We start from the raw sequence: 20,244 nt of genomic DNA on the forward strand, positions 1-20,244 counted from the left end.
ATGGGTTTAGTCGTGCTGCCAGAAGCTGAGCGTTGTTGCCTTGGACCAGCCTTCGGGAAGCTGCTGGGCATGTTCTGCGGTGGCCACCAGCAGCAGCCAAGGCAGTCCATGGCCGAACGCGGCGCCAGCGAAGTTTGCCAGCACTGCACGGCGGGCCGTATCGGGATCTGCAGGAGAGAAAAGGTCCGGGTCGGTGAGCAAGCCGTAGTTCTCGCCGTAGCGCATGCGTCCTCGGGCTACCGGGCGGTCGAAGTCGGTCACCTCGACGACGTCGTAGTTGTCCATGGGAGCTTCGAAAAGCCCGGATGTGTCGGCGAGCTTGACTACCTGCTCGACATCGTCAGGCTTGCCGGCCAGCAGGTGCATGGTCGTGCTTTGCTGCCAGCCTGCCTTGGCGAGTTCTGCAGCGGTGCTGTCGTTGGGCGGGCCCAAGAGGATCAAGCGCTGCGCATCCTTTGGCACTGTCCAGGAAGCATCAGGCCAGTAGCGGAGGATTTCCACGTCCTCGCCGTCCTGGTTGACCGAGCGAATCTCATGCTGGTTCGGGAAAGAAGCAATGCGATCACGCAACGTGGCGTAGTCGTGGGTCCAGCTTGGCAGTGCTCGTGCCATTGCGCTCATAGTGCTGCGCTCTCCTTTGGTTCGCTAGGGATCACCTATCGGCATCTTTGACTTTACGCCTTAACCCGCGGTGATACGGAACTCTGTGTCTGGGTGTTTGCCAGCTAGCGCGATGCGCAGCATTTCAGGAGGCCTTGGGCCTTCTTAGCTGGGCGGGTGTCGACTCGGCTGCCTCGGCGAGTTCTGCTGGTCCGGGATCCATCAGTGCGAGGACATCTTCAAAGAGCGAGCGCACCACGGGCAAACGGCAGAGCACGGCAAACTTGGCGGCAACCGGTGCCATATTCTTCATCAGCAGCCTGGAGCGGCGCTGCTGCGGCGACTGGTCGAAGGCCCACGCGGAGAAGATCTGGCGGGAGACGAGCAGCAGGAACTTCGGCAGATCCCGTCGGATGCCCATTGGCGGCAATGGGCGGGATCCGGCAACGACTTTCTCCCAGAGCTCCAACTCGATGCGCCAGATCTCGTCGTTGCCCATGTCGCGCGAGAGCATCAAGCGCAGGAATGCCGGCCCGAAATCGTGATACCGGGCCAACGCTTCGACGCCCGAATCGAGCACGGCGCGGATATTAGCTTCGAGCGTGTTGCCTTCATTGAGCATTCCCGAACATTGCTCATATTGCTCCCTGCGCAGGTTGAGCAGCAGTTGGGCAACGATGTCCTCTTTGGACTTGAAGTAGTAGTAGGCATGTGACAGGGAGACCCCTGCCTTCGCGGCAATGGCACGCATGCTCGAGGCCTTATACCCATCCTTGGTAAAGCACTCCAAAGCAGTAGCCAAGAGCTTGGCTTGGGTCTGCTGACCTTTTTCGGTGCGGGGTTGCGTTGTCATAGGGCCTTTGAACGGAAAGCGGGTGGATTCGATTCTAGCAATTATTTGAACGCGCTCAAAAAAAGAAAAATTTAACGCTCAACTACGGGAGAGCGGTCACTGCTCCATTTGTTTCCTCGAATTCATAGTCCGAAGAATGGCTAGTGAGATATGAATTTCAGAAAATCCTGATTCTCGAAACATGGTTGGCCGGCAACAGGTGAGAACTTGGCCCCAGCTATGCGTGGGATACTTGTTGCGTAAGTGCTAATACAGCGGGACAGCGCGTAGGCATGCAACCCCACCCTTTTGATTCATGGGTCGGGCCGTGCCATGAGGACGATGTTCTGGCGAACCACTTTGACAAGGAAAATTTCATGGGCGATTCCACCGCCGGCAACAATTTGATCCGAACCAAGAACGCGGTATTCGCTTCTTCAGGTTCCCCCTACTTCTCCACGGTGCTCACGTTGATGGGCGCTGTCGTGATTCTCTCGAACATCGGCGCCTCCAAAGGCGTCAGCTTCGGACCGCTCATCACCGATGGCGGCTTCTTCCTCTTCCCGCTGGCCTACATCCTGGGCGACGTCATTTCGGAAGTGTATGGATTGAAGGCAGCCCGCCGTTCGATCCTCGTGACGTTCATCTTGGCATTCTTCGCGGTGTTCTGCTTCTGGATCATGATCCAGCTGCCTGCAGCCGAGTTCTACGACGGGCAGGAAGCTCTTGAACGCACGCTGGGCCCGATCTGGCAGATCGTCGTCGCCTCGGCTTGCGGCTTCCTGGTGGGCCAGTTCGCCAATTCATGGGTGCTGGTCAAACTCAAGGAACGTTCCGGCGAGCGTGGACTGATTCTCCGGCTTATCGGTTCCAGCGGTGTTGGAGAATTCCTGGATACCCTGATCTTCTGCGCCATTGCCGCGCCGGTGATCGGCATCGCCGATGTACCGAGCTTCATCAATTATGTGGTGGTGGGCTTCATCTACAAGACTGCAGTGGAAATCCTGTTCGTTCCGGTGACCTCAATGGTCATCAAATGGTTCAAGAAGCGCGAGCCCGGCTACAGCCAAGCGGCTGTCGAAAGCTGATCATCCTGTGGGCATCATCCGTGAGGGCGATGCCCACAGCTGTATCCGGACATTAGAGTCGAGGATATGCAGACAGGTCAAGACGACACATTCCAGCTGGAAACCAGAGGCCTGGCTATCGGCTATCCCGGCCGGGTAATCTGCGGGCCAATCAACCTGAGGCTGTCTCCGGGCGCTGGCGTGGGAATTATCGGAGCCAATGGCAGCGGGAAATCGACACTGATCCGCACAATCCTGGGGCATCTCATTCCACTTGAAGGCAGCATCTCGTTCCAAGGCCTTCCCGTGGATGAAAGCTCGGCGCATTTTCGCCGTACCGTCGCCGTCCAGATCACCGATGGCGCATTCTTCGACGAACTTACGGTGCGCGAGCATCTGGAAATGGTCGCTCGCGGGCACGGACTTCAGGACTGGGGCCAGGCTGTCCAAGCGGAACTCGACTTCTTTGAAATCACTGCCGTTGCCGGTCATCTGCCCGGCGAGCTGTCTTCCGGCCAGCGTCGCAAGCTGCTGCTGGCCGCGGTCCTGATCCGCCCGGCAGAATTGCTGATTCTCGACGAACCGGAACAGCGCCTGGATCTGCGCATCAGGCACAAGCTCTACCATCGGCTCGCCGGGTTGCGCGGCGGCGGAACAGCGTTGCTGGCGGTGACCCACGATCCGCTCATGCTGCGAAGCTGCATGGACCGGGTACTGCTGCTGGACGCCGACGAGGGCGAGTTGCTTGATCCGCACCGAGGGGCGCAGTGGCTTGAACGCTAGTCCAGCCACCAGCCAAAGCGTTGCCTTCGATCCGAGCGAACTGCTTCATCGAGCCAGGAAGCGCAGGAACTTCGCCGAAAAATTCGACAGCTTTTCCGATGCCTATGTCTGGGTGCTGGCCGCGTTGATTGCGTTGGCCTACCTCTTCAGTGCGCTCTTCGGCATGCTGTTCGTGCTCCTGGGCGAAGGCGTAGCCCACCAAGAGCTGCCCAGCGCCGTTTGGCGCATGCAGGATCTGTCCCTCGTGCTTTTGATGCTGTCAGCTTTGGCAATCTTCAGGCTCATGATTTATCTGGGACCGTGCGGGCTTAGCGCGGCCAAGGCCGACTGGTGGCTGCCGCTGCCGGTCACGCTCCGGGCAATCCGCCGACCGGCGTGGCGAAATGCAATGCTCACTGGGCTCTTCGCAAGCAGCTTCGCAGGCGCGCTGTGGCTGATCGTGATGCTGGGGCTGGCCGGATCGCTCCCGCTTCCAGTCGCTGTCCTGGGGCTCGCCTGCTTTGCGGCGGCCGGGGCAGGGCTTGCCAACGCGGCCACGGCGATCCAAGCAATGAACCGCCAAGCTACTGCACGACGGATCTGCGATGGGGTGGGCCTCGGACTGCTCACCGCGGTGGCGGTGCTGTGGTTGCTCTTGCTGTTCCAGATTCCTTGGGCGCAGGATCTGGTTGGCGCAGTGGCTGCCGCCACATTGGATCCGGCGGCGTGGCTGTTCGCCTTGCTTGTCGTCCTGGCATTGGGCGCGGTGAGTACGTATTGGGCGTATCGCCATGTCGAACGGATTCCGGGCCCGGCCTTGCGCTTGGCAGGAGAGCACCAGCAACTGGCCATGGGGACGTTGATGCAGGGCGACTCGCGGGGCATCGCAGCTCCGGCGCAGTCCGCCATCAGCCGCAGGATGACCCTGGGCAGCAAGCTCACCGCCGCATTGCCCGTGGCCTGGCGCATCCTCTGCCTGCGCTTGCTGCGGTCAGGCCGCTGGCATCCGGTGGCCGGATTCCTGCTCCTGGCTTTTTCGCTGGCCGCCACGGTCCAGCGGATTGCCAATCCGCTGAGTGCAGCGGCTTTCTACCTGGTGCTCTGCCTGATTCTGACCTTCAGCATTTCCGCGACAATTGCCCCGCTGGTCTCGGAGAAACAGCTGACCCAGCCACTTGGGATATCGGAAGCAGTTCTGGTGCGGGCAGCAACGCTGTACGCGATGCTCTTCTCGGCCATCAGCCTGCTGCTGTTGACCGGAGGGCTGGGACTGGTTGGCATGATCCAGCCGGAGCGTATTTGGCTCTGGATCGCTGCAATCGTGGTTGCCGCGTTGGGATGCGCTGCTGCCAGCATTGCGCATGCAAGGAGAGCCGAACGCGATTGGTCCGCAGTACTCGGGGGAGCGACCAATGACGCGGCCATGGCCACACAGCTCTTCATGGAAACCGCTACGTTTATTCGGGCGGCCGCCACGTTCGCGCCAATCTTCTGCCTGGTGCTCAGCCCGGCTACTCCCATTCCCCCATTGCTGTGGGTTGCCGCGATGCTCTTCGGCGCAAATTCGCTGATTCACGTTGCCGGCAGGAAACTGGGAGATGCGGCGTAGATGGTCTTGTACGATGAACGACATGATTTCCATCTATAAGCCCGATGAGCTATCCATGGATTTGCTCTACTCAATCTTGAAATTGCGGGCCGACGTCTTCATCGCCGAGCAGCGCTCGTGCTATCCGGACATTGACGGCCGCGATCTGGATGCCGGCACGGTGCACCTGATTGTTGCCGAGGACGGAAAAGTGCTGAGCACGGTTCGAATCATGGATATCGACAGCTGCGCTCCGCGCATTGGGCGCGTTGCGACGGCAGCGGAGGCCCGCGGCCGCGGCCTTGCAGGGGAACTCATGCAACGTGCCGTGGACCTGTGCGCCCCGGATGCGCAGATCCAGCTTAGCGCCCAGACCCAGCTGGAGGGCTGGTATGGCAAGTTCGGGTTCCAGCGTTCCGGGGAAGACTATGATGACGACGGGATCATGCATTTGCCGATGATCCGCGCAGGGCAGGGCATTCCAGCCTAGAAAAGACCGAGGCATCGGTTCTCCACGCGCTGGCTGGCGCGTTCAGAACCGATGCCTTGGCTGTTCTAGGAATCCTCGTCTACTGGGTAACTGGCTGGCCCTGCGGATCGGGCTTGCCAGCGTAGTAGCTGGAGAGCACCTTGTCCTTCAGTTCGAAGAAGGTTCCGTCTTCGATGGCCTGGCGCGCGGACTCGACCAGCGAAACAGTGAACTGCTCATTGTGGATGGAAATCAACGTGTGGCTGAGCAGTTCCTTGGACTTGTACAGGTGGTGGATGTAGGCTCGGGTGAAGTTTCTGCAGGCATAGCACTCGCAGCCTTCCACCAGCGGGGTGAAGTCGCGCTTGTAGCGTGCACCTGAAAGGTTGAAGCGGCCCCAGGGGGTGTAGAACGCCGAGTTGCGGGCCACGCGGGTGGGCGAGACGCAGTCAAAGGTGTCAGCGCCGTTCTCAATGGCGGTGAAGATGTCATCCGGCTCGGAAATGCCCAGCAGGTGGCGTGGCTTGTTCTCGGGCAGTTCTTCGGCGCACCAGCCGACGATGGTTCCCAGGTTCTCCTTTTCCAGGGCGCCGCCGATGCCGAAGCCGTCGAAGGCCATGGCTCCCAGATCCTGGCAGGCCTTGCGGCGCAGGTCTTCGTACTGGGCGCCCTGGATGACTCCGAACAGCGCCTGGTAATCCTTGCCCGCCCGGGAATCTGTCAGGGCGAAGTGCTCGGCAATGCAGCGCTCGGCCCAGCGCCGGGTGCGCTCCAGGGACTCGACCTGGTAGCCGCGGGAATTCTGCAGGGTGGTCAGCTCGTCGAAGGCGAACATGATGTCCGCGCCGATCTGGTGCTGCACGCCCATGGAGATCTCAGGGGAGAAGCGGTGCTTGGTGCCGTCGAGGTGGGACTTGAACCAGACGCCGTCCTCATCCACATTGGCCAGGCGTTCCTTGCCCGGAGCCACAGCATCATCCGGACCCGACTGGTCGACGGACTTCATGTCGATGACCTTCTTGAAGCCCGAACCCAGGCTCATGACCTGGAATCCGCCCGAATCGGTGAAGGTTGGACCTTCCCAGCCCATGAACTTGCCCAGGCCGCCGGCCTCATCGAGGATGTCCGCCCCCGGCTGCAGGTACAGGTGGTAGGCATTGGACAGCACTGCCTGCGCGCCAAGCTCCTCCACCTGAACGGGGGTGACCGCCTTGACGGTGGCTTTGGTGCCTACAGCAATGAACGCTGGCGTCTTGATTTCGCCGTGCGGGGTACGGATCACGCCGGTACGCCCGAGCATCGGGGAACCGTCTTCAGCGGTCAGCCGGGTTCCGACTTCAAAGCCGAATTCGTTCTGGCGGGCATGCGGGGCACTGGGGTCAAAGTTTTTTTCGGGCACGTAACAAGTTTGCCGTATTAATCGCGCGGTGAGGAAAACGACAGGGTCAATGTGCGCCAAAACCTAACGTGTCACAAGGCAAAGCGCGAATAATGGGGCATACGTGTTGTGTCCAACGCGACGGAAGGAAGATGTGGCCCTGCAGAATCTGAAGGAGTCCGCCAAGACGCTGGTGACGCTGGGGCCGGCCCGCAAAGACCACTGGATCGGCTTGCGCACTGGCGTAGGTGTTTTTGCGCCACTGCTTGCCCTTTTCGCGATTGACCGGCTGGACCTGGTGGTCTTTGCCGTTTTCGGTGCCTTCACCGGCGTGTATGGGCGCGTGGATGGCTACTGGAACCGCTTGCGGATGCAGGTCCGTTCCGGTGCCTTGTTCTTCGCGGTGATTGCCTTGGCGCTGGCCGCTTCCCACTGGTGGATCGACCATTCGGACCCCGGGATCAAGCAGTGGCAAGTCGTTGGCGCGACGACCCTCGTTGCCGGTGCCTGTTCGGTGCTGGTCGGTTTCATGCGGTTGCGGCCTGGCGGTTCGCTGTTCCACATCTTCGCCTTTGCGGCGATTGCCTCGATTCCTGGGCCCGTGCCCTTTGGCGAGGCCCTGCTCGTGGCGGGCTTGACGATCTTGCTGTCGATAGCCATCGGCGCTGCCGGGGCGCTCGGGCAGTGGACCAGCCTGTGGAAGCGCACCCCGTTGCCGCCGCTGTCGGATAACGTCCGCAAAGCCATCTGGTGGGAAGGGCTGTTCTATATCCTGACGGCCGGCGTCGCCGGTGCCCTGGCCAATACCTTGGGCAACAGCCTGGAAGCCGGGCACAACTACTGGGCGATGGTGGCCGCGGTGGTTCCCCTGGTTGGGCACACCACTAGCCTGCGCATCCGGCGCGGCATGCACCGTATGCTCGGCACCTTGGTGGGCGTGATCCTGATGGCGATCTTGATCTTCCTGAATCCGCAGGTGTGGATCCTGCTTGCCTTCATCGGCTTCTGCCAGTTCATGGCCGAGCTGCTGGTCATGCGCAACTACTTCTTGGCGCAGGTCTTCATTACCCCGATGGCACTGGTAGGTGTCTCGCTGGCCACAGGCCTGAGCGGCTCGGTGATGTACGACCGCGTGGTCGAAACACTGATCGGCTGCATCGTGGGCATGCTCGGCGTGCTCTTGGGAAGCTGGGTCGGATCGATCGTAAAGCGTCGTCAGGGAATCGTCCCCAAGGGCGGAAAACAGAACTAGATATTCACTCCGACGTGGGCTAATGCCTGACGGAGAATATTTTCACGGCCGCCCGCGAACTCGCCCTGAATATCCGAGCTGAGCGCTTCGGTTGGCGAAAGCCAGGTCAGTTCCAAGGCGTCGGAGCGCGGGCTGGTCTCGCCGCGGACCGGCACGATGTAGCACATGGACACTGCGTGCTGGCGATCATCGGTCAGGCCGGTTTCGCTCGGTGCCGGGAAGTACTCGGCAACGGTGAATGGCACCGGTGAGGCCGGAAGCTGCGGCAGCACCATGGTGCCCAGATCCTTTTCGATGTGGCGGATCAACGCTGCGCGAATGGTCTCGCGGTACATCACCCGGCCCGAAACGAAGGTGCGCAGCATGCGGCCATCGTCATCGCCGGTCAGCAGCAGGCCGACCTCATTGACGTAGCCCAGCGGATCCAGGCGCACGGGAATGGCCTCGACGTAGAGCATCGGCAGGCGCTGGCGTGCCTCGTAGAGGTCTTCCTCGGAGAGCCATCCAGGGTATGGGTCAGGTGTGCGCACGTTCATGGTTCTATCTTGGTACACAAACCCCCGACATTCCATGAAGCTGGATCTGTGTTGCTGAACTCACTGATGCGGATTTCCCGCAACCCTAGTGCGCCGCATTCCCAAGCGATAAAATCGGTAGAGCTATTTGAATTTCTAGTCCGGCGAACAGCTGCAGGCATCAAATGGCATTTCCTTTTTCCGAATCCTCGTGGAAGCAGATTCCTGCCGTGACGAACGCTCCAGAACGACTGAGCAAACAGAATTTCACCACGATTGCGGTGCTGATTGTTTCCAGCTTCGTGGTCATCCTGAACGAAACCATCATGAATGTGGCCCTGCCTGTGCTGATGGTTGAATTCAATGTCACCGCTGACGCAATTCAGTGGCTGTCAACCATCTTCATGCTGACCATGGCCGTGGTTATTCCAATGACCGGCTTCTTGCTGCAGCGGATGAGCATACGCAATGTCTTCGTCTTGGCTATGGGCCTGTTCACCCTCGGCACCCTGCTGGCTGCCGCTGCCCCGGGCTTGGGCATCCTGCTGCTGGCCCGCGTCATCCAGGCCAGCGGTACCGCCATCATGATGCCGCTGCTGATGACCACCATTTTGCATCTGGTCCCGGCCGAGCGCCGCGGCGTGCTGATGGGCAACGTCTCCATCGTGATCTCCGTAGCTCCGGCCATCGGCCCGACGCTCTCCGGCCTGATCCTGCAGTTCCTCTCGTGGCGGTTCATGTTCATCGTGATCATCCCGATCGCCGTAGCGGCACTGCTGATTGGTACTCCGCGACTTTCCAAGGACGTCGACGGCGCCTCGACTCCGCTGTCCGTTCCTTCCTTGATCTTGGCGATCCCGGGATTCGGCGGACTGGTCTACGGACTGAGCGGCCTATCGGCAGGAATCACCCCGCTGAACCTGGGCATCCTGGTCGGCGCGGTCCTGTGCCTGGTCGCCTTCGTCTTCCTGCAGCTGAACCTGCAGAAGGAGGACAAGGCGCTGCTGGATTTGCGTCCGCTGAATTACAAGGATTTCACCCTTTCGCTGGTGCTGATGATGTTCTCGATGATTTCGCTGTTCGGCGTGATTATCCTGCTGCCGATGTTCTTCACCAGCGTGCTGGGCATTGAGACCCTGACCACCGGCCTGATCATGCTTCCGGGCGGCCTGCTGATGGGCATCCTGGCACCGATGGTCGGCAAGCTCTACGACAAGGTCGGCGCCCGTCCGCTGATCGTTCCCGGCGCCGTGGTGCTGCTGGTATCCCTGCTTGGGTACGCCATGATCCTGAACGCGAATACCCCGATTTGGCTGCTGGTTGTCATGCACCTGGTGATGAGCTTGGGCCTGGCCTTCATCTTCACCCCGGCGTTCACCACTGCGCTGAACCCGTTGCCGCACAGCCTGCACTCGCATGGTTCGGCCCTGCTGTCCACCTTGCAGCAGTTGGCTGGCGCCATGGGCACCGCGCTGCTCGTTGGCGTTGTCGCCGCGGCCACCGCCTCGAAGATCGCGGACGGTGTCGACCCGCTAACCGCTTCGGTTGAAGGCTTCCAGCCTGGCTTCCTGGTTGGTGCCGCCTGCAGCGTGGGCATCGTGGTCATCGGCTTCCTGCTCGGCGGGAAGAACAAGTCCGTTGCCGCTGAAGCCGAACCTGCAAAGGTTCCGAGCCACTAGGCATCAGAAGCGTGCGAGAGCCGCTGGATCCCATCAAGGGATCCAGCGGTTTTTCCATGCCTGCTGGCAAGCTTCTTCGCCTGGACGCAACTGGCCAGTAATGTAGATCACAGGTTCATTGTCTACGAAGGAGCAAGCATGCAGTTGCAGGATTCAGTCGTTCTCGTCACCGGCGGCCTATCGGGATTGGGGCGTGCCACGGCGCACACGCTGGCCGCCCAGGCCAAGCACGTGGTGGTGCTCGACCTGCCGCGCGAGGACGGCGATGAAATTGCGGCTGAGGTCGGGTCGAATGTCCGGTTCGTGCCTGCCGATGTCACCGACGCGCAGCAGGTGGCCGCCGGCATCGAACGTGCCAAGGAACTGGGCACCCTGCGCGTGCTGGTCAATTGCGCCGGTGTTGCCACCCCGGGAAAGGTGCTGGGCCGTGACGGGGTGCTGCCGCTGGAACGCTTCGCCAAGGTGCTGGACATCAATGTCAACGGCACCTTCAACGTGATCCGCCTGGCCGCAGAAGCGATGGCGCATAGCGAAGCGTTGCACGACGAGCAGGGAACCACCGAACGCGGCGTCATCATCAACACCGCGTCGGTGGCCGCGTTTGACGGGCAGATCGGACAGCCCGCCTACGCGGCATCCAAGGGAGCCGTAGCCGCGATGACCCTTCCCCTGGCTCGCGAGCTGGCAAGCCACCAGATCCGCGTCATGACCATCGCCCCGGGCATTTTCCATACGCCGATGATGGCAGGATTGCCGCAGGCAGCCCAGGACTCGCTCGGTGCCCAGGTGCCGCATCCATCGCGCCTGGGACGTCCGGAAGAATACGCGGCCTTGGTGGAGCATATCGTGGCCAATCCGATGCTCAACGGCGAAACCATTCGCCTTGATGGCGCCATCCGCATGGCACCGCGTTAAGCATTTGTGGCGGGCGTGGCAGAACCTAGAATTCTACGGTTTTGCCGCGCTGCGCACGGTGCTCGGCATGGCTGATTTGGAACCGGCGGTTCTCGGCCATCAGGAACACCAGCAGGGCCATGAAGATCCAGATCGCGCAGACCCACAGCGGCGCTGAATCATTGAGCCAGCCCTGGATGGCGGCAGCAATCATGCAGATTCCGTAGCTGCTGGCCAGCGCATGGCGGCCGCGCTCTGAATGGGCGAAAGCGCCGGCGGCCACCGAGATTCCGGCCGTTATCAGGGCGGCCTGGATTCCGTGCTCGCCGTCATGCCAGCCGGCCGCGGCAAACCACAGCTGCAGGGCGTAAACCATGCTCGCACCTGCAAAGAAGCAGATCGGGGCGTCGGTGGCCCAACGCTCTAAGCGGTTGCGCGCAGTATTCTTGTTCAGCTGCAGTACGCCGTACAGGGAGAGCAGCGAAGCGATGGTCGCCAGGATGGCAGCGCCGACGGGCATGAAGCCGGACGCCAGGGTGATGGCGCACGCCATCAACGCTGTTGCCGGGATCGAATAGATGGAAATGATCCGCTGGCGCCGGGCCGACAGCTGGTCGCTGCGCAGCGAGAACGCTGCGCTGAGGACCAGCGCGATGGCAATTGCCGGCCACAGCACCGAGTGCACCAGGCTGGTATCCAGCAAGCTGGCTTGGGCTCGTCCATGCAAACCGGAAGACAACGCCAACGTGGTCAGCAGCAGCAGCAGGCCCGAAGCGCCCAGCAGATATCCGCGTATCTTGTCGAAGGGCTCCACCACAGGGTTGGGGCGATGATCCGGTGGTGCATAGGGCAACTCGAAGGAGGTCCGTTCGCTGGCCGATGCCATGGCGGAACGGGCCGAGGCCACGAGGGAATCAAGTTGCGGGGTCGACTCTTGTTCGGCCATCTTGCCTTCATCCTTATGGGTCACGGGATATTGGGCACCAGCTTAGGCCAGTTCCTCCCACATGAGAAGGGGTTATTGAGATGAAGGGGCTTCCGTCAGCCGTTGTTCACTGCTGAAGCTGCGTTCGGCGCCGGTCAACGGATCGGTGAAGGAAATAGTGTGCGCCAGCAGCTGCAGCGGGCGCCGGTAGTCATCAGGAGCCAGATCCCACAGCCGTGGATAGAACGCATCATTGATGATGCCCAGGCCCAAGGAAGCCAAGTGGATCCGCAGCTGATGGGTCTTGCCCGAATGCGGTTCCAGATCCATCAAGGCAACCTCGGTCCCGGAATGGAAACCATGGCTGGTTCCAATGGTCTCGACGTTGATCAGTGTCTGCGCGTTCGGCTCGCCTTCTTCCACAATTGAACGCAGCTGGCCCTTGACCTTGGACATCCGGTTCTCGAAGACAAGCGGCATGCGCTGCAGCAGATCACGCAGTTCTGTTTCGGTTTTGACCTGCGAATGCCCGCCGTTGGGTTGCAGCACCCGTCCGGTTTCCAGGCCTTCACCGGGTTGCAGGGCGACGACCGCCTTGTAGCGTTTGGCAATCTCCCGGCGCTCGAAAAGCATCTGGTAGGCACCCCGGGTCTGCGGATTCACCGCGAAAAGAATGACGCCGGCGGTGGCGCGGTCCAGCCGGTGCATCGGCACCAGGTCGTCGATGCCGGTCTGGTTGCGCAAGCGCACCAGCGCGGATTCCTGGATGAAGCGTCCACCGGGTGTGGTGGGGAGGAAGTGCGGCTTGTCCACGACCAGCAGGTGCTCGTCCTGGTGCAGGATTCTGGCCTCGAAGGGGATCGGGGTTTCTTCCGGCAAGGAGCGGTAGTACCAAATGAATTCATGCTCGCCCAGGGGAGTCTGGCGGGTGAGCGGAGTGCCGCCCAGGCCAACGATCTGCTGCTCATCGAAGCGGCGCAGAATGCCCTCGGGATCGACATGGCCAAAGCGTTCGAGCAGATAATCGGCGACAGTTGCCCATGAACCGGTCCGCGGGAGTCGAAGCCGAGTTGCATTGACGCCGTTGCGAACGGGAAGCGGGGATTCCATAGCCATATCGGCTATTCTCCCATCTTTGCCGGGAGCACGCTGATCCGCGGCCTCAGCTGCGCGGTGCCGGCTGGCAGGACGGGCAAACGTAGCAGTCGCGTTCCAGCCCTGCGTCGTCGGCGGCGATCTTCAATACCTGGATTGTGGTGCCGCAGCGCGGGCAGGGCTTGCCGGCCCGCCCATACACCCAATAGGGTTCGCGGGTGCGCGCCAGGCCGGTGGTGACCCGGCGAGGACGGTCCTTGTTGACCTTCAGCAGGCGCCTGGACATCTCGATGGCCCTTTCCAGGCCCACTACCTGCCCCACCGGCGTCAGCGGATGCAGCCGGGTGAGGAACAGGACCTCGCTGCGGTAGATGTTGCCGACTCCGGCCATCAGCCGCTGATCCAGCAGCGCCTCGCCGATCCCGCGCTGCGGCTGGGCGCGGAAGTTCGCCGCCGCCTGCTGCGCATCCCAATCCGCGCCGAGCAGGTCCGGACCCAGATGGCCTACCAGTTCCTGCTCATCGGCCGTGGGCACGAGCTTGACCTGGGCGATGTCGAAGCCGACCGCGGTGATCTCGGCGAAGTGCAGCACCACCCGGGCGGTGTGCGCGGCGCGCTTGAAGCGTTCGCCAGCGCCGTAGAGATCCCAGCGTCCCTCCATCAGCAGGTGCGAATGCAGGGTCAGTGGAGGATGGTTGAAGGCAGGGTCTGAGTCCGTGGGCGGATGCAGGCGCACCAGCAGGTGCTTGCCGCGCGGGACCACTTCGGACACCATGTACCCGGCCAGGTCCACGGTGGACAGCGACGGAACCCGGAAGTCCGAGCGAACGATGGTTTTTCCGGCCAGCGCGCGGTGCAGCCGTGCGGTGGCCCGGTAGACGGAATCTCCTTCTGGCATGCGTCCTCCCTAGAATCAATCCAGGAACCCATCGTACGGTGCAGCCGTAACGAGGCGCAGTTCGTCGCGGCCGTGGCCTACGCTGGGCGCATGACAGTGCAGCAAAAGAGCAGATCAATCCAACCGAACCGACCGTCTATGCCGAGAATCTGGCAGTCGGGGACGTAGTCGATTTGAGCTCGTACAAGATGACCGCGGAGGATCTGCACGAATTCGCCGTGCAGTGGGATCCGCAGCGGTTCCACATCGACGAGGAGTGTGCGCAGCAGGGTCACTTCGGCGGCATTATCGCCAGCGGCATCCACTCGTTGGCGATCCTTCCAGCGCCTGGCAGTGCTGGGAGCCTACCGGCACTGGTGGGTAGTGGCCGGAAGGGCGATGGAGAAGATCCAGTTCCATGCTCCGGTGCGTCCCGGCATGGAACTGCACGGGCAACTGGAAATCACCGATATCCAGTTCAAGCGCGAGGACCGGGCCCGGGTGACTCTGCATGGCTCGCTCGGCTGCGATGGGCAGGTTCTCTTCGAGGTCACCAATGCTGCCTGGATCTGGGGCAGGACGCGCAATTAGCGCCGGTGCTTGCCCGCGCTGCGGCTTAGCGCCGGAAGCGGATCCCCTGCGGGGTGGAATAGAATCCGGCCGCCAGCAGCGCGTGAGCGAGGGGGTGCTCAAGGACCGGCTCGCCGTTGACCGTGGCAATGGCCAGCTTGTCCACCGTCGCAGTGCGCAGCACGGCCACCAAGTTACCTGCCAGCAGCCGCCATGACTCATCGCTTGGCTCGCCGAAAGCGAGCACGGTGCGCCCGCCGCGCTCCAGATAGAGCGCCAGTTCTCCGTCCAGCAGACCCACGATCGCCCCGGCCTTGCGCCCCGGGCGGTGCCCGGTCTGCGTGGCCGGCCACGGCAGGGCCGCGCCGTAGGGGTTGGCCGGGTCCGTGGAGGCGAGCACCACAGCCTGCGGCTGGCGCTGCGGGTCATCGGGCTGGGTGAAGGTGCGCAGCCGGTCGATGGTGTTGGCGGTGGAGAACTGCGCGGCGCCGAGCTTCTCGATGAAGTAGCCGCGGCGGGCATGGCCCGCCTCTTCCAGCTTGGACAGCACCCGGTAGAGCTGGCCGAAGCCGCCGGGCACGGATTCGGCGGCCACCGAACCGCGGGTGAGCACCCCGTAGCGTTCAAGCATGATTTCCGCGGTTGCATGCGCTGCGATGGTCGGGTCCAGCGCAGGGGCGGGCAGCAGCGACCAGCGGGCCGAGCCGCGGGTGTTGCGTGCCAGCTGTCCGGCCGCCTGTTCCCGGGCTAGTCGGGTAAGCCCGGAGAGCCTATTCAGCCGGGCGGCACGGGCACGCGGCGCCGGCTTGGCGATCTTGTGCGCGGTGGTGCCGCCAGCCAGGTAGCCGCGCACCGGAGCGAGGGTGTCGGGGGAGATGAACCCCGCCCAGAACAGCTGCCAGCAGGCCTCGGTGATCTCCTGCTCGGTGGGCGGCAGCCCTTCTTCCGGGTGCAGCCGGGCGGCGAGTTCCTGCACGAAGTAGGCCCCGGTAGCATCGAAGGAATCAAGCACCCGGCGGGCCAGCGAATCCAGCTGGGACATGTCAGGGGCTGGCAGGCTCAGCGAGGCGAACTCGGCGGTGTGCAACGAAAGCCAGCCGTCCTTGCCGCCGGCGGCCCCGGCCCCGCAGATCAGCACGTCCCCGCTGCTGGTCAGCTCATCAAGCCACGACGCCTGGTAGCCGTGCAGCCTGGCGGGCAGGATGAATGATTCCAGCGCCGAGGCAGGAACTTCAACCCCCGCCAGCTGGGTCAGCACCTCGTAGAGCCCATCGCTGCCTTCCAGCCGGGAGCCCACCTGCTGCCAGGCGGGCAGGAACCGTCCGAACGTTGGCTGGTCCACCGGCTCCACCTCGGCGCGCAGCGCGGCCAGCGAACGGGTGCGGATGGTGCGCAGCACCGAAACATCGCAGTATTCATCCCCGCTGATTCCAGGCGGGATCAGCTCCACCGGACGGAACGCGCCCAGCGACAGGCGGCCGGCGGCCACCAGCTGGTCGAGCACCGGGCGCAGCACCGCGACGCCCAGGCCCAGTGCGGCGGACAGCTCGGAGAGCGTGAACGGGGCGTGGGTGCGGGCGAAGCGGGACACCAGGTCCTTAATTGGCTGGGCCGCCGGTTCGAGGAAGGCGGTGGGGATGCCGGTGGGCAGCGGGGTGCCCAGGGCATCGCGCAGCTTGCCCGCGTCCTCGATGGCCGCATAGGCCAGCTGCCCGGCGACCCGCAGGGTGAAGGCGCGGCGGGTGGCCACCAGGGATTCGGCATGGGCCCGGGCGGTCTCGGCATCAAGGGCTTCCTGCTCATCCTCCGTTGAGCGCAGGCGCTGAGCCAGTTGCTCTGCACTCAGCGGACCGAGCAGGCGCAACAGGTCCGCGGCGCCCTCCATCCCGGATAGCCGGCGGTTCGGCGCCAGGTGCTGCAGCTGCTGTTCAAGGGCGGCGATGACCTGCGGGTCGAGGATTTCGCGCACATCGTTGCGGCCCAGCAGTTCGCCGAGCAGTACCGGGTCCAGGCTCAGCGCGGCGGCGCGGCGTTCGGCCAGCGGGGCGTCGGTCTCATAGAGAAACTGGGCCACGTAGCCGAAGAGCAACGATTGGGCGAAGGGCGAGGGAAGCTCGGTGGTGACTTCCACCAGCCGGATGGCGCGGGAGGAGACCTGGCCCAGGATCTCGGTGAGCGCCGGCAGGTCGTAGACGTCGTTAAGGCACTCGCGCACGGTCTCCAGGATGATCGGGAAATCCGGGTAGTTGCGGGCCACGTCCAGCAGCTGGCTGGCCCGCTGGCGCTGCTGCCACAGCGGGGTGCGCTTGGTCGGGTTGATGCGCGGCAGCAGTAGGGCGCGGGCGGCGCATTCGCGGAATCGCGCGGCGAACAGCGCCGAGTTGGCCACCTGCGAGGTGACCACGTCCACGATCTCGTCGGCTTCGAAGGCGAAGAGCTCGGCGCCCGGCGGCTCGTCGTCCATGGCCGGGATGCGCAGCACGATCCCGTCATCGGCGGCCATCGCAGAGGCGTCCAGGCCCCAGCGTTCGCGCACCCGGGCTCCGATGGCCAGCGCCCATGGGGCGTGCACCGCCAGGCCGAAGGGCGAATGCAGGATCACCCGCCAGTCGCCCAGCTCATCGTGGAAGCGTTCCACTACGAAGTTCTGGTGGTTGGGCACCTGCCCGGTGGCCTGGCGCTGCTCGCCCAGGTAGTTGAGCAGGTTTTCGGCCGCGAAGGGATCCAGCCCGTGCTCGCGCAGCGCGGCGGCGGATTCGCTGCGCTCGCCGGCCAGCAGCCCGGTAGTGAATTCGCCCAGCGCCGCTCCGAGTTCCACCGGGCGGCCCAGACCGTCGCCGTGCCAGAAGGGCAGCTTGCCGGGCTGGCCGAAGGCCGGGGTGACCAGCACCCTGTCGTGGGTGATGTCCTCGATGCGCCAGCTGGTGGCGCCCAGCGCGAACACGTCGCCCACGCGGGACTCGTAGACCATTTCCTCGTCCAGTTCGCCCACCCGCTTGGGGGCCTTGTCATCCTCGGATCCCGCAAGGAAGACGCCGAACAGCCCGCGGTCCGGGATGGTGCCACCGGAAATCACCGCGAGGCGCTGGGCGCCGGGGCGGGCGCTGAGCACTCCGGCATCGCGGTCCCAGATCAGCCGCGGCTTGAGGGTGGCGAACTCGTCCGACGGGTATTTGCCCGCCATCATGTCCAAGGTCGCCAGGTACACGCTGCGCGGCAGCTGCTGGTAGGGCGCGGCCCTGCGCACGGTGTCGTACCAGGCTTCGACCTCAAGGTCCTCCATGGCCACCGCGGCCAGGGTCTGCTGGGCGAGGACGTCGAGCGGGTTGGCCGGGATGACCATTTTCTCGATCTTGCCTTCGCGCATGCGGGTGACCACCAGCGCGGTGGAGAGCAGGTCCGCGCGGTGCTTGGGGAAGAAGATTCCTTGGGAGACCGAGCCGACCTGGTGCCCGGCACGGCCCACGCGTTGCAGCCCGGAAGAGACCGAGTTGGGGGATTCGACCTGGATCACCAGATCCACCAGGCCCATGTCGATGCCCAGTTCCAGCGAGCTGGTGGCCACCACGGCGCGCAGCTTGCCCAGCTTCAGGTCTTCTTCGATTTGGGCGCGGGCATCCTTGGAGACCGAGCCGTGGTGGGCCCGGGCCAGCAGCGGCGCCTCTGGGTTAGAAGTGGCGGTGGACCCGGCCTGGGCCATCAGCACTGCCGGGGTGGACGTGGAAGTATCCTCGGCGCTGAACCCCTCGCGTTCGGCATAGATCTCGTTCAGCCGCCCGGTCAGGCGTTCGGCCAAACGCCGGGAGTTGGCGAAGATGATCGTGGAGCGGTTCTCCAGCACCAGATCCACCAGCTGGTTTTCCACGTGCGGCCAGATGCTGGCCGAGGCCGCCGGGGAGGAACCGGGTCCCAGGTCGTGGGCGCCGGCCGCCGACGGCAAGTCGGTCATGTCCTCGACCGGGACCCGCACCGCAAGTTCCCACTTCTTGGTGGATTTCGGGCGCACGATATTCACCGGTGCCGAGCCTGCCAGGAACCGGGCGACTTCTTCGGGCGGTTCCACCGTGGCCGAGAGCCCGATGCGCTGGGCCGGGGCAGCAAGCATCGCGTCGAGCCGCTCCAGAGACAGGGCCAGGTGGGTGCCGCGCTTGGTGTTGGCGATGGCGTGGACCTCGTCGATGATGACCGTATGCACCTGGGCTAAGGTTTTGCGGGCCTGGCTGGTGAGCATCAGGTACAGCGACTCGGGCGTGGTGATCAGGATGTCGGGTGGGTCCTTGAGCAGCTTGCGCCGGTCATTGGCCGGGGTGTCTCCGGAGCGCACGCCCACGGTGACCGATGGCTGGGAGAGCCCCATTTCGTGTGCGGTGGAGCGGATACCGGCCAGCGGGGAGCGCAGGTTGCGCTCCACGTCCACGCCCAGAGCTTTCAGCGGGGATATATAGAGGACCTTGGTTCCGGTGCCTGCCGGGTGGTCCGCATCGGATTCCATTCCGGGCAGCGCTGGCGCGTCGAGTTCCGCATGATGCAGCCGGTCCAGGGCCCAGAGGAACGCGGCCAGGGTCTTGCCAGAACCGGTGGGAGCGATGACCAGGGTGTGCTTCCCGTCGGAGATGGATTCCCAGGCGCCGCTCTGCGCCACCGTGGGCGCTGAGAAAACGTCGGTGAACCACTTGCGGGTGGCCGCACCAAACCGGGAAAGCACATCACTCATGGAATCGATACTACGTTCTGGACTCGACAGTTTGGGGACTTCAATAGTTCAACGGAATACGGTGCAAGTACGCCGTGTGGCTGAATGTGCACAGTGTTATTTTGTAGTCTTACTGGCCCCGCACCTGAATGATATCGTGCGGAAAGTTAACGGCGACATTTCGCGGAATGAAGCTGAATTTTGCTTCCTTCGCCTGAATCCCACGGTCGATCGTCCACGTCACCATGAAAGAACCTTCCACTCATCGACTGATATCGAAGCATGCGTCTAGAATCGTTTCTGCGTCATAATCATCCATTTAGGCGAAAGTTTTCCAAAGGTTTGACTAGTGTAATTTTATTCGCCCATCTAGTTAAACTGAATGAATTGGAGATCCTCTGTGTCGATACGACGCTTCTTCCGCATGCTGCTCGGGGTAGTCGTGAGCATGAGCCTAGCAATAGCTATTGCACCTGTTGCCTCAGCTCATGCGTCTGCTATTCAAGGGGGTGTAGAAGCGCCTTCAGGGAATACGGATCTAAACGCACGAGCTTCAGAGAGTTATTCTAGTGCAGCTTTCGATGCTCGTGCGGTCGCAAATATTTCATCTAGAAGCACGCTAATTTCCGAATCAGGTAAGTCTGAACTGAGGAAACCAAGCGGAACGAAGGAATCGAATCTGGGGCAACCAGCCCTTGCCCCCGTCATTGCGTGGGTGCTTCGCCTGGTAATCCAGAGAGGCATTCCATACGCAATCAAACTTGCGGGGCGTACAGCATTACAAAAGGCTTTCCGACAAGATCTACTTGCGCAAAACAATAATAGGTGGCATCACATTTTCCTCACGAGGCACAAATGGAGCAAGGTGGGAGCCCAAGGCAATCGTTCGAAAACGGCTGACCTGCTTTCGAAAGCCGCGGCTAGGGGGAAGCTCCACAAAAATAACAAGAAAGTACAAGAGTATCGCTGGGTGTACAAAGGAAAGACAATCGTGGCTACAGTTTCGAAGAAAACCGGCCAGATCTCTGACGGATGGGTGAAGTGAGAA

At 62.7% G+C, this 20,244-nt stretch carries 18 protein-coding genes; 9 read left to right on the top strand and 9 right to left on the bottom strand.

Going from position 1 to position 20,244, the window contains the following annotated elements:
* Positions 1-6: 6 nt before the first annotated feature.
* Together ACLQ8T_RS01785 and ACLQ8T_RS01790 are read right to left on the bottom strand one after the other, a co-directional pair.
* Complete coding sequence (locus ACLQ8T_RS01785) at positions 7-621, bottom strand: hypothetical protein (RefSeq protein WP_149596212.1); 615 nt, start codon at positions 619-621, stop codon at positions 7-9.
* A gap of 124 nt (positions 622-745) precedes the next feature.
* A complete protein-coding gene (locus ACLQ8T_RS01790) occupies positions 746-1,453 on the bottom strand; it encodes a TetR/AcrR family transcriptional regulator (RefSeq protein ID WP_413455507.1) in 708 nt (235 codons plus the stop codon).
* A gap of 356 nt (positions 1,454-1,809) precedes the next feature.
* On the opposite strand from ACLQ8T_RS01790, the gene ACLQ8T_RS01795 reads away from it, so the two are divergent.
* The 4 genes from ACLQ8T_RS01795 (at position 1,810) to ACLQ8T_RS01810 (ending at position 5,339) form a co-directional block, all read left to right on the top strand.
* Positions 1,810-2,520 carry a queuosine precursor transporter gene (locus ACLQ8T_RS01795; protein WP_149596214.1) on the top strand — a complete coding sequence of 237 codons (711 nt, stop codon included), beginning with the start codon at positions 1,810-1,812 and terminating at the stop codon, positions 2,518-2,520.
* A 66-nt stretch (positions 2,521-2,586) separates the two neighbouring features.
* Entirely contained in the window at positions 2,587-3,282 is a 696-nt protein-coding gene (locus tag ACLQ8T_RS01800; RefSeq protein ID WP_204720254.1) for an ABC transporter ATP-binding protein, read from the top strand.
* Entirely contained in the window at positions 3,272-4,870 is a 1,599-nt protein-coding gene (locus ACLQ8T_RS01805) for a DUF6297 family protein (RefSeq protein ID WP_413455508.1), read from the top strand. The genes ACLQ8T_RS01800 and ACLQ8T_RS01805 overlap by 11 nt, the downstream gene beginning before the upstream one ends.
* Before the next feature lie 13 nt (positions 4,871-4,883).
* Positions 4,884-5,339, top strand: a complete 456-nt coding sequence (locus ACLQ8T_RS01810) for a GNAT family N-acetyltransferase (RefSeq protein WP_204720258.1) — start codon at positions 4,884-4,886, stop codon at positions 5,337-5,339.
* Positions 5,340-5,418: 79 nt separating this feature from the next.
* Here ACLQ8T_RS01810 and tgt read toward each other — a convergent pair whose 3' ends face one another.
* Positions 5,419-6,717 carry a tRNA guanosine(34) transglycosylase Tgt gene (gene tgt, locus ACLQ8T_RS01815; RefSeq protein ID WP_038992496.1) on the bottom strand — a complete coding sequence of 433 codons (1,299 nt, stop codon included), beginning with the start codon at positions 6,715-6,717 and terminating at the stop codon, positions 5,419-5,421.
* Between the two features lie 133 nt (positions 6,718-6,850).
* On the opposite strand from tgt, the gene ACLQ8T_RS01820 reads away from it, so the two are divergent.
* Positions 6,851-7,948, top strand: a complete 1,098-nt coding sequence (locus ACLQ8T_RS01820) for an FUSC family protein (protein WP_413455509.1) — start codon at positions 6,851-6,853, stop codon at positions 7,946-7,948.
* On the opposite strand, the gene ACLQ8T_RS01825 is transcribed toward ACLQ8T_RS01820, so the two are convergent.
* Positions 7,945-8,484, bottom strand: coding sequence for an NUDIX hydrolase family protein (locus ACLQ8T_RS01825; RefSeq protein ID WP_038992495.1), 540 nt, complete (start codon positions 8,482-8,484; stop codon positions 7,945-7,947). The two genes, ACLQ8T_RS01820 and ACLQ8T_RS01825, sit on opposite strands and share 4 nt — an antisense overlap.
* Before the next feature lie 164 nt (positions 8,485-8,648).
* On the opposite strand from ACLQ8T_RS01825, the gene ACLQ8T_RS01830 reads away from it, so the two are divergent.
* Positions 8,649-10,142: an MDR family MFS transporter gene (locus tag ACLQ8T_RS01830; protein WP_413455510.1), complete on the top strand. Its 1,494-nt coding sequence runs from the start codon at positions 8,649-8,651 to the stop codon at positions 10,140-10,142.
* Positions 10,143-10,280: 138 nt separating this feature from the next.
* Positions 10,281-11,057 carry a 3-hydroxyacyl-CoA dehydrogenase gene (locus ACLQ8T_RS01835; RefSeq protein WP_413455511.1) on the top strand — a complete coding sequence of 259 codons (777 nt, stop codon included), beginning with the start codon at positions 10,281-10,283 and terminating at the stop codon, positions 11,055-11,057.
* Positions 11,058-11,082: 25 nt separating this feature from the next.
* Here ACLQ8T_RS01835 and ACLQ8T_RS01840 read toward each other — a convergent pair whose 3' ends face one another.
* The 4 genes from ACLQ8T_RS01840 to ACLQ8T_RS01855 form a co-directional block, all read right to left on the bottom strand.
* Positions 11,083-11,982, bottom strand: a complete 900-nt coding sequence (locus ACLQ8T_RS01840; protein ID WP_413455512.1) for a hypothetical protein — start codon at positions 11,980-11,982, stop codon at positions 11,083-11,085.
* A 72-nt stretch (positions 11,983-12,054) separates the two neighbouring features.
* The gene (locus tag ACLQ8T_RS01845; protein WP_413456361.1) at positions 12,055-13,071 is read right to left on the bottom strand and encodes a pseudouridine synthase; all 1,017 of its coding nucleotides are present in this window, start codon (positions 13,069-13,071) and stop codon (positions 12,055-12,057) included.
* 52 nt (positions 13,072-13,123) lie between these two features.
* Positions 13,124-13,954 carry a DNA-formamidopyrimidine glycosylase family protein gene (locus ACLQ8T_RS01850; RefSeq protein WP_413455513.1) on the bottom strand — a complete coding sequence of 277 codons (831 nt, stop codon included), beginning with the start codon at positions 13,952-13,954 and terminating at the stop codon, positions 13,124-13,126.
* A gap of 77 nt (positions 13,955-14,031) precedes the next feature.
* A complete protein-coding gene (locus tag ACLQ8T_RS01855) occupies positions 14,032-14,259 on the bottom strand; it encodes a hypothetical protein (protein ID WP_413456434.1) in 228 nt (75 codons plus the stop codon).
* Between ACLQ8T_RS01855 and ACLQ8T_RS01860 the strand changes: the two genes are divergently transcribed.
* On the top strand, positions 14,158-14,553 hold the full coding sequence (locus ACLQ8T_RS01860; RefSeq protein ID WP_413456362.1) for a MaoC/PaaZ C-terminal domain-containing protein: 396 nt from the start codon (positions 14,158-14,160) through the stop codon (positions 14,551-14,553). The genes ACLQ8T_RS01855 and ACLQ8T_RS01860 overlap by 102 nt on opposite strands.
* On the opposite strand, the gene ACLQ8T_RS01865 is transcribed toward ACLQ8T_RS01860, so the two are convergent.
* Positions 14,550-19,217 carry an ATP-dependent helicase gene (locus tag ACLQ8T_RS01865; RefSeq protein WP_413455514.1) on the bottom strand — a complete coding sequence of 1,556 codons (4,668 nt, stop codon included), beginning with the start codon at positions 19,215-19,217 and terminating at the stop codon, positions 14,550-14,552. The genes ACLQ8T_RS01860 and ACLQ8T_RS01865 overlap by 4 nt on opposite strands.
* A gap of 379 nt (positions 19,218-19,596) precedes the next feature.
* Between ACLQ8T_RS01865 and ACLQ8T_RS01870 the strand changes: the two genes are divergently transcribed.
* Positions 19,597-20,241: a hypothetical protein gene (locus ACLQ8T_RS01870; RefSeq protein WP_413455515.1), complete on the top strand. Its 645-nt coding sequence runs from the start codon at positions 19,597-19,599 to the stop codon at positions 20,239-20,241.
* Positions 20,242-20,244: the final 3 nt, after the last annotated feature.

The organism is Glutamicibacter sp. FR1, assembly GCF_047300825.1.
Taxonomy (GTDB): domain Bacteria; phylum Actinomycetota; class Actinomycetes; order Actinomycetales; family Micrococcaceae; genus Glutamicibacter; species Glutamicibacter nicotianae.

Excerpts from the sequence above, each read along its gene's own strand:
- ACLQ8T_RS01840 (WP_413455512.1), bottom strand. The coding sequence starts at position 11,982 with ATGGCCGAACAAGAGTCGACCCCGCAACTTGATTCCCTCGTGGCCTCG.
- ACLQ8T_RS01785 (WP_149596212.1), bottom strand. The coding sequence starts at position 621 with ATGAGCGCAATGGCACGAGCACTGCCAAGCTGGACCCACGACTACGCC.
- ACLQ8T_RS01825 (WP_038992495.1), bottom strand. The coding sequence starts at position 8,484 with ATGAACGTGCGCACACCTGACCCATACCCTGGATGGCTCTCCGAGGAA.
- ACLQ8T_RS01835 (WP_413455511.1), top strand. The coding sequence starts at position 10,281 with ATGCAGTTGCAGGATTCAGTCGTTCTCGTCACCGGCGGCCTATCGGGA.
- ACLQ8T_RS01850 (WP_413455513.1), bottom strand. The coding sequence starts at position 13,954 with ATGCCAGAAGGAGATTCCGTCTACCGGGCCACCGCACGGCTGCACCGC.
- ACLQ8T_RS01845 (WP_413456361.1), bottom strand. The coding sequence starts at position 13,071 with ATGGAATCCCCGCTTCCCGTTCGCAACGGCGTCAATGCAACTCGGCTT.
- ACLQ8T_RS01865 (WP_413455514.1), bottom strand. The coding sequence starts at position 19,217 with ATGAGTGATGTGCTTTCCCGGTTTGGTGCGGCCACCCGCAAGTGGTTC.
- ACLQ8T_RS01810 (WP_204720258.1), top strand. The coding sequence starts at position 4,884 with ATGAACGACATGATTTCCATCTATAAGCCCGATGAGCTATCCATGGAT.
- ACLQ8T_RS01800 (WP_204720254.1), top strand. The coding sequence starts at position 2,587 with ATGCAGACAGGTCAAGACGACACATTCCAGCTGGAAACCAGAGGCCTG.
- ACLQ8T_RS01790 (WP_413455507.1), bottom strand. The coding sequence starts at position 1,453 with ATGACAACGCAACCCCGCACCGAAAAAGGTCAGCAGACCCAAGCCAAG.
- ACLQ8T_RS01830 (WP_413455510.1), top strand. The coding sequence starts at position 8,649 with ATGGCATTTCCTTTTTCCGAATCCTCGTGGAAGCAGATTCCTGCCGTG.
- ACLQ8T_RS01795 (WP_149596214.1), top strand. The coding sequence starts at position 1,810 with ATGGGCGATTCCACCGCCGGCAACAATTTGATCCGAACCAAGAACGCG.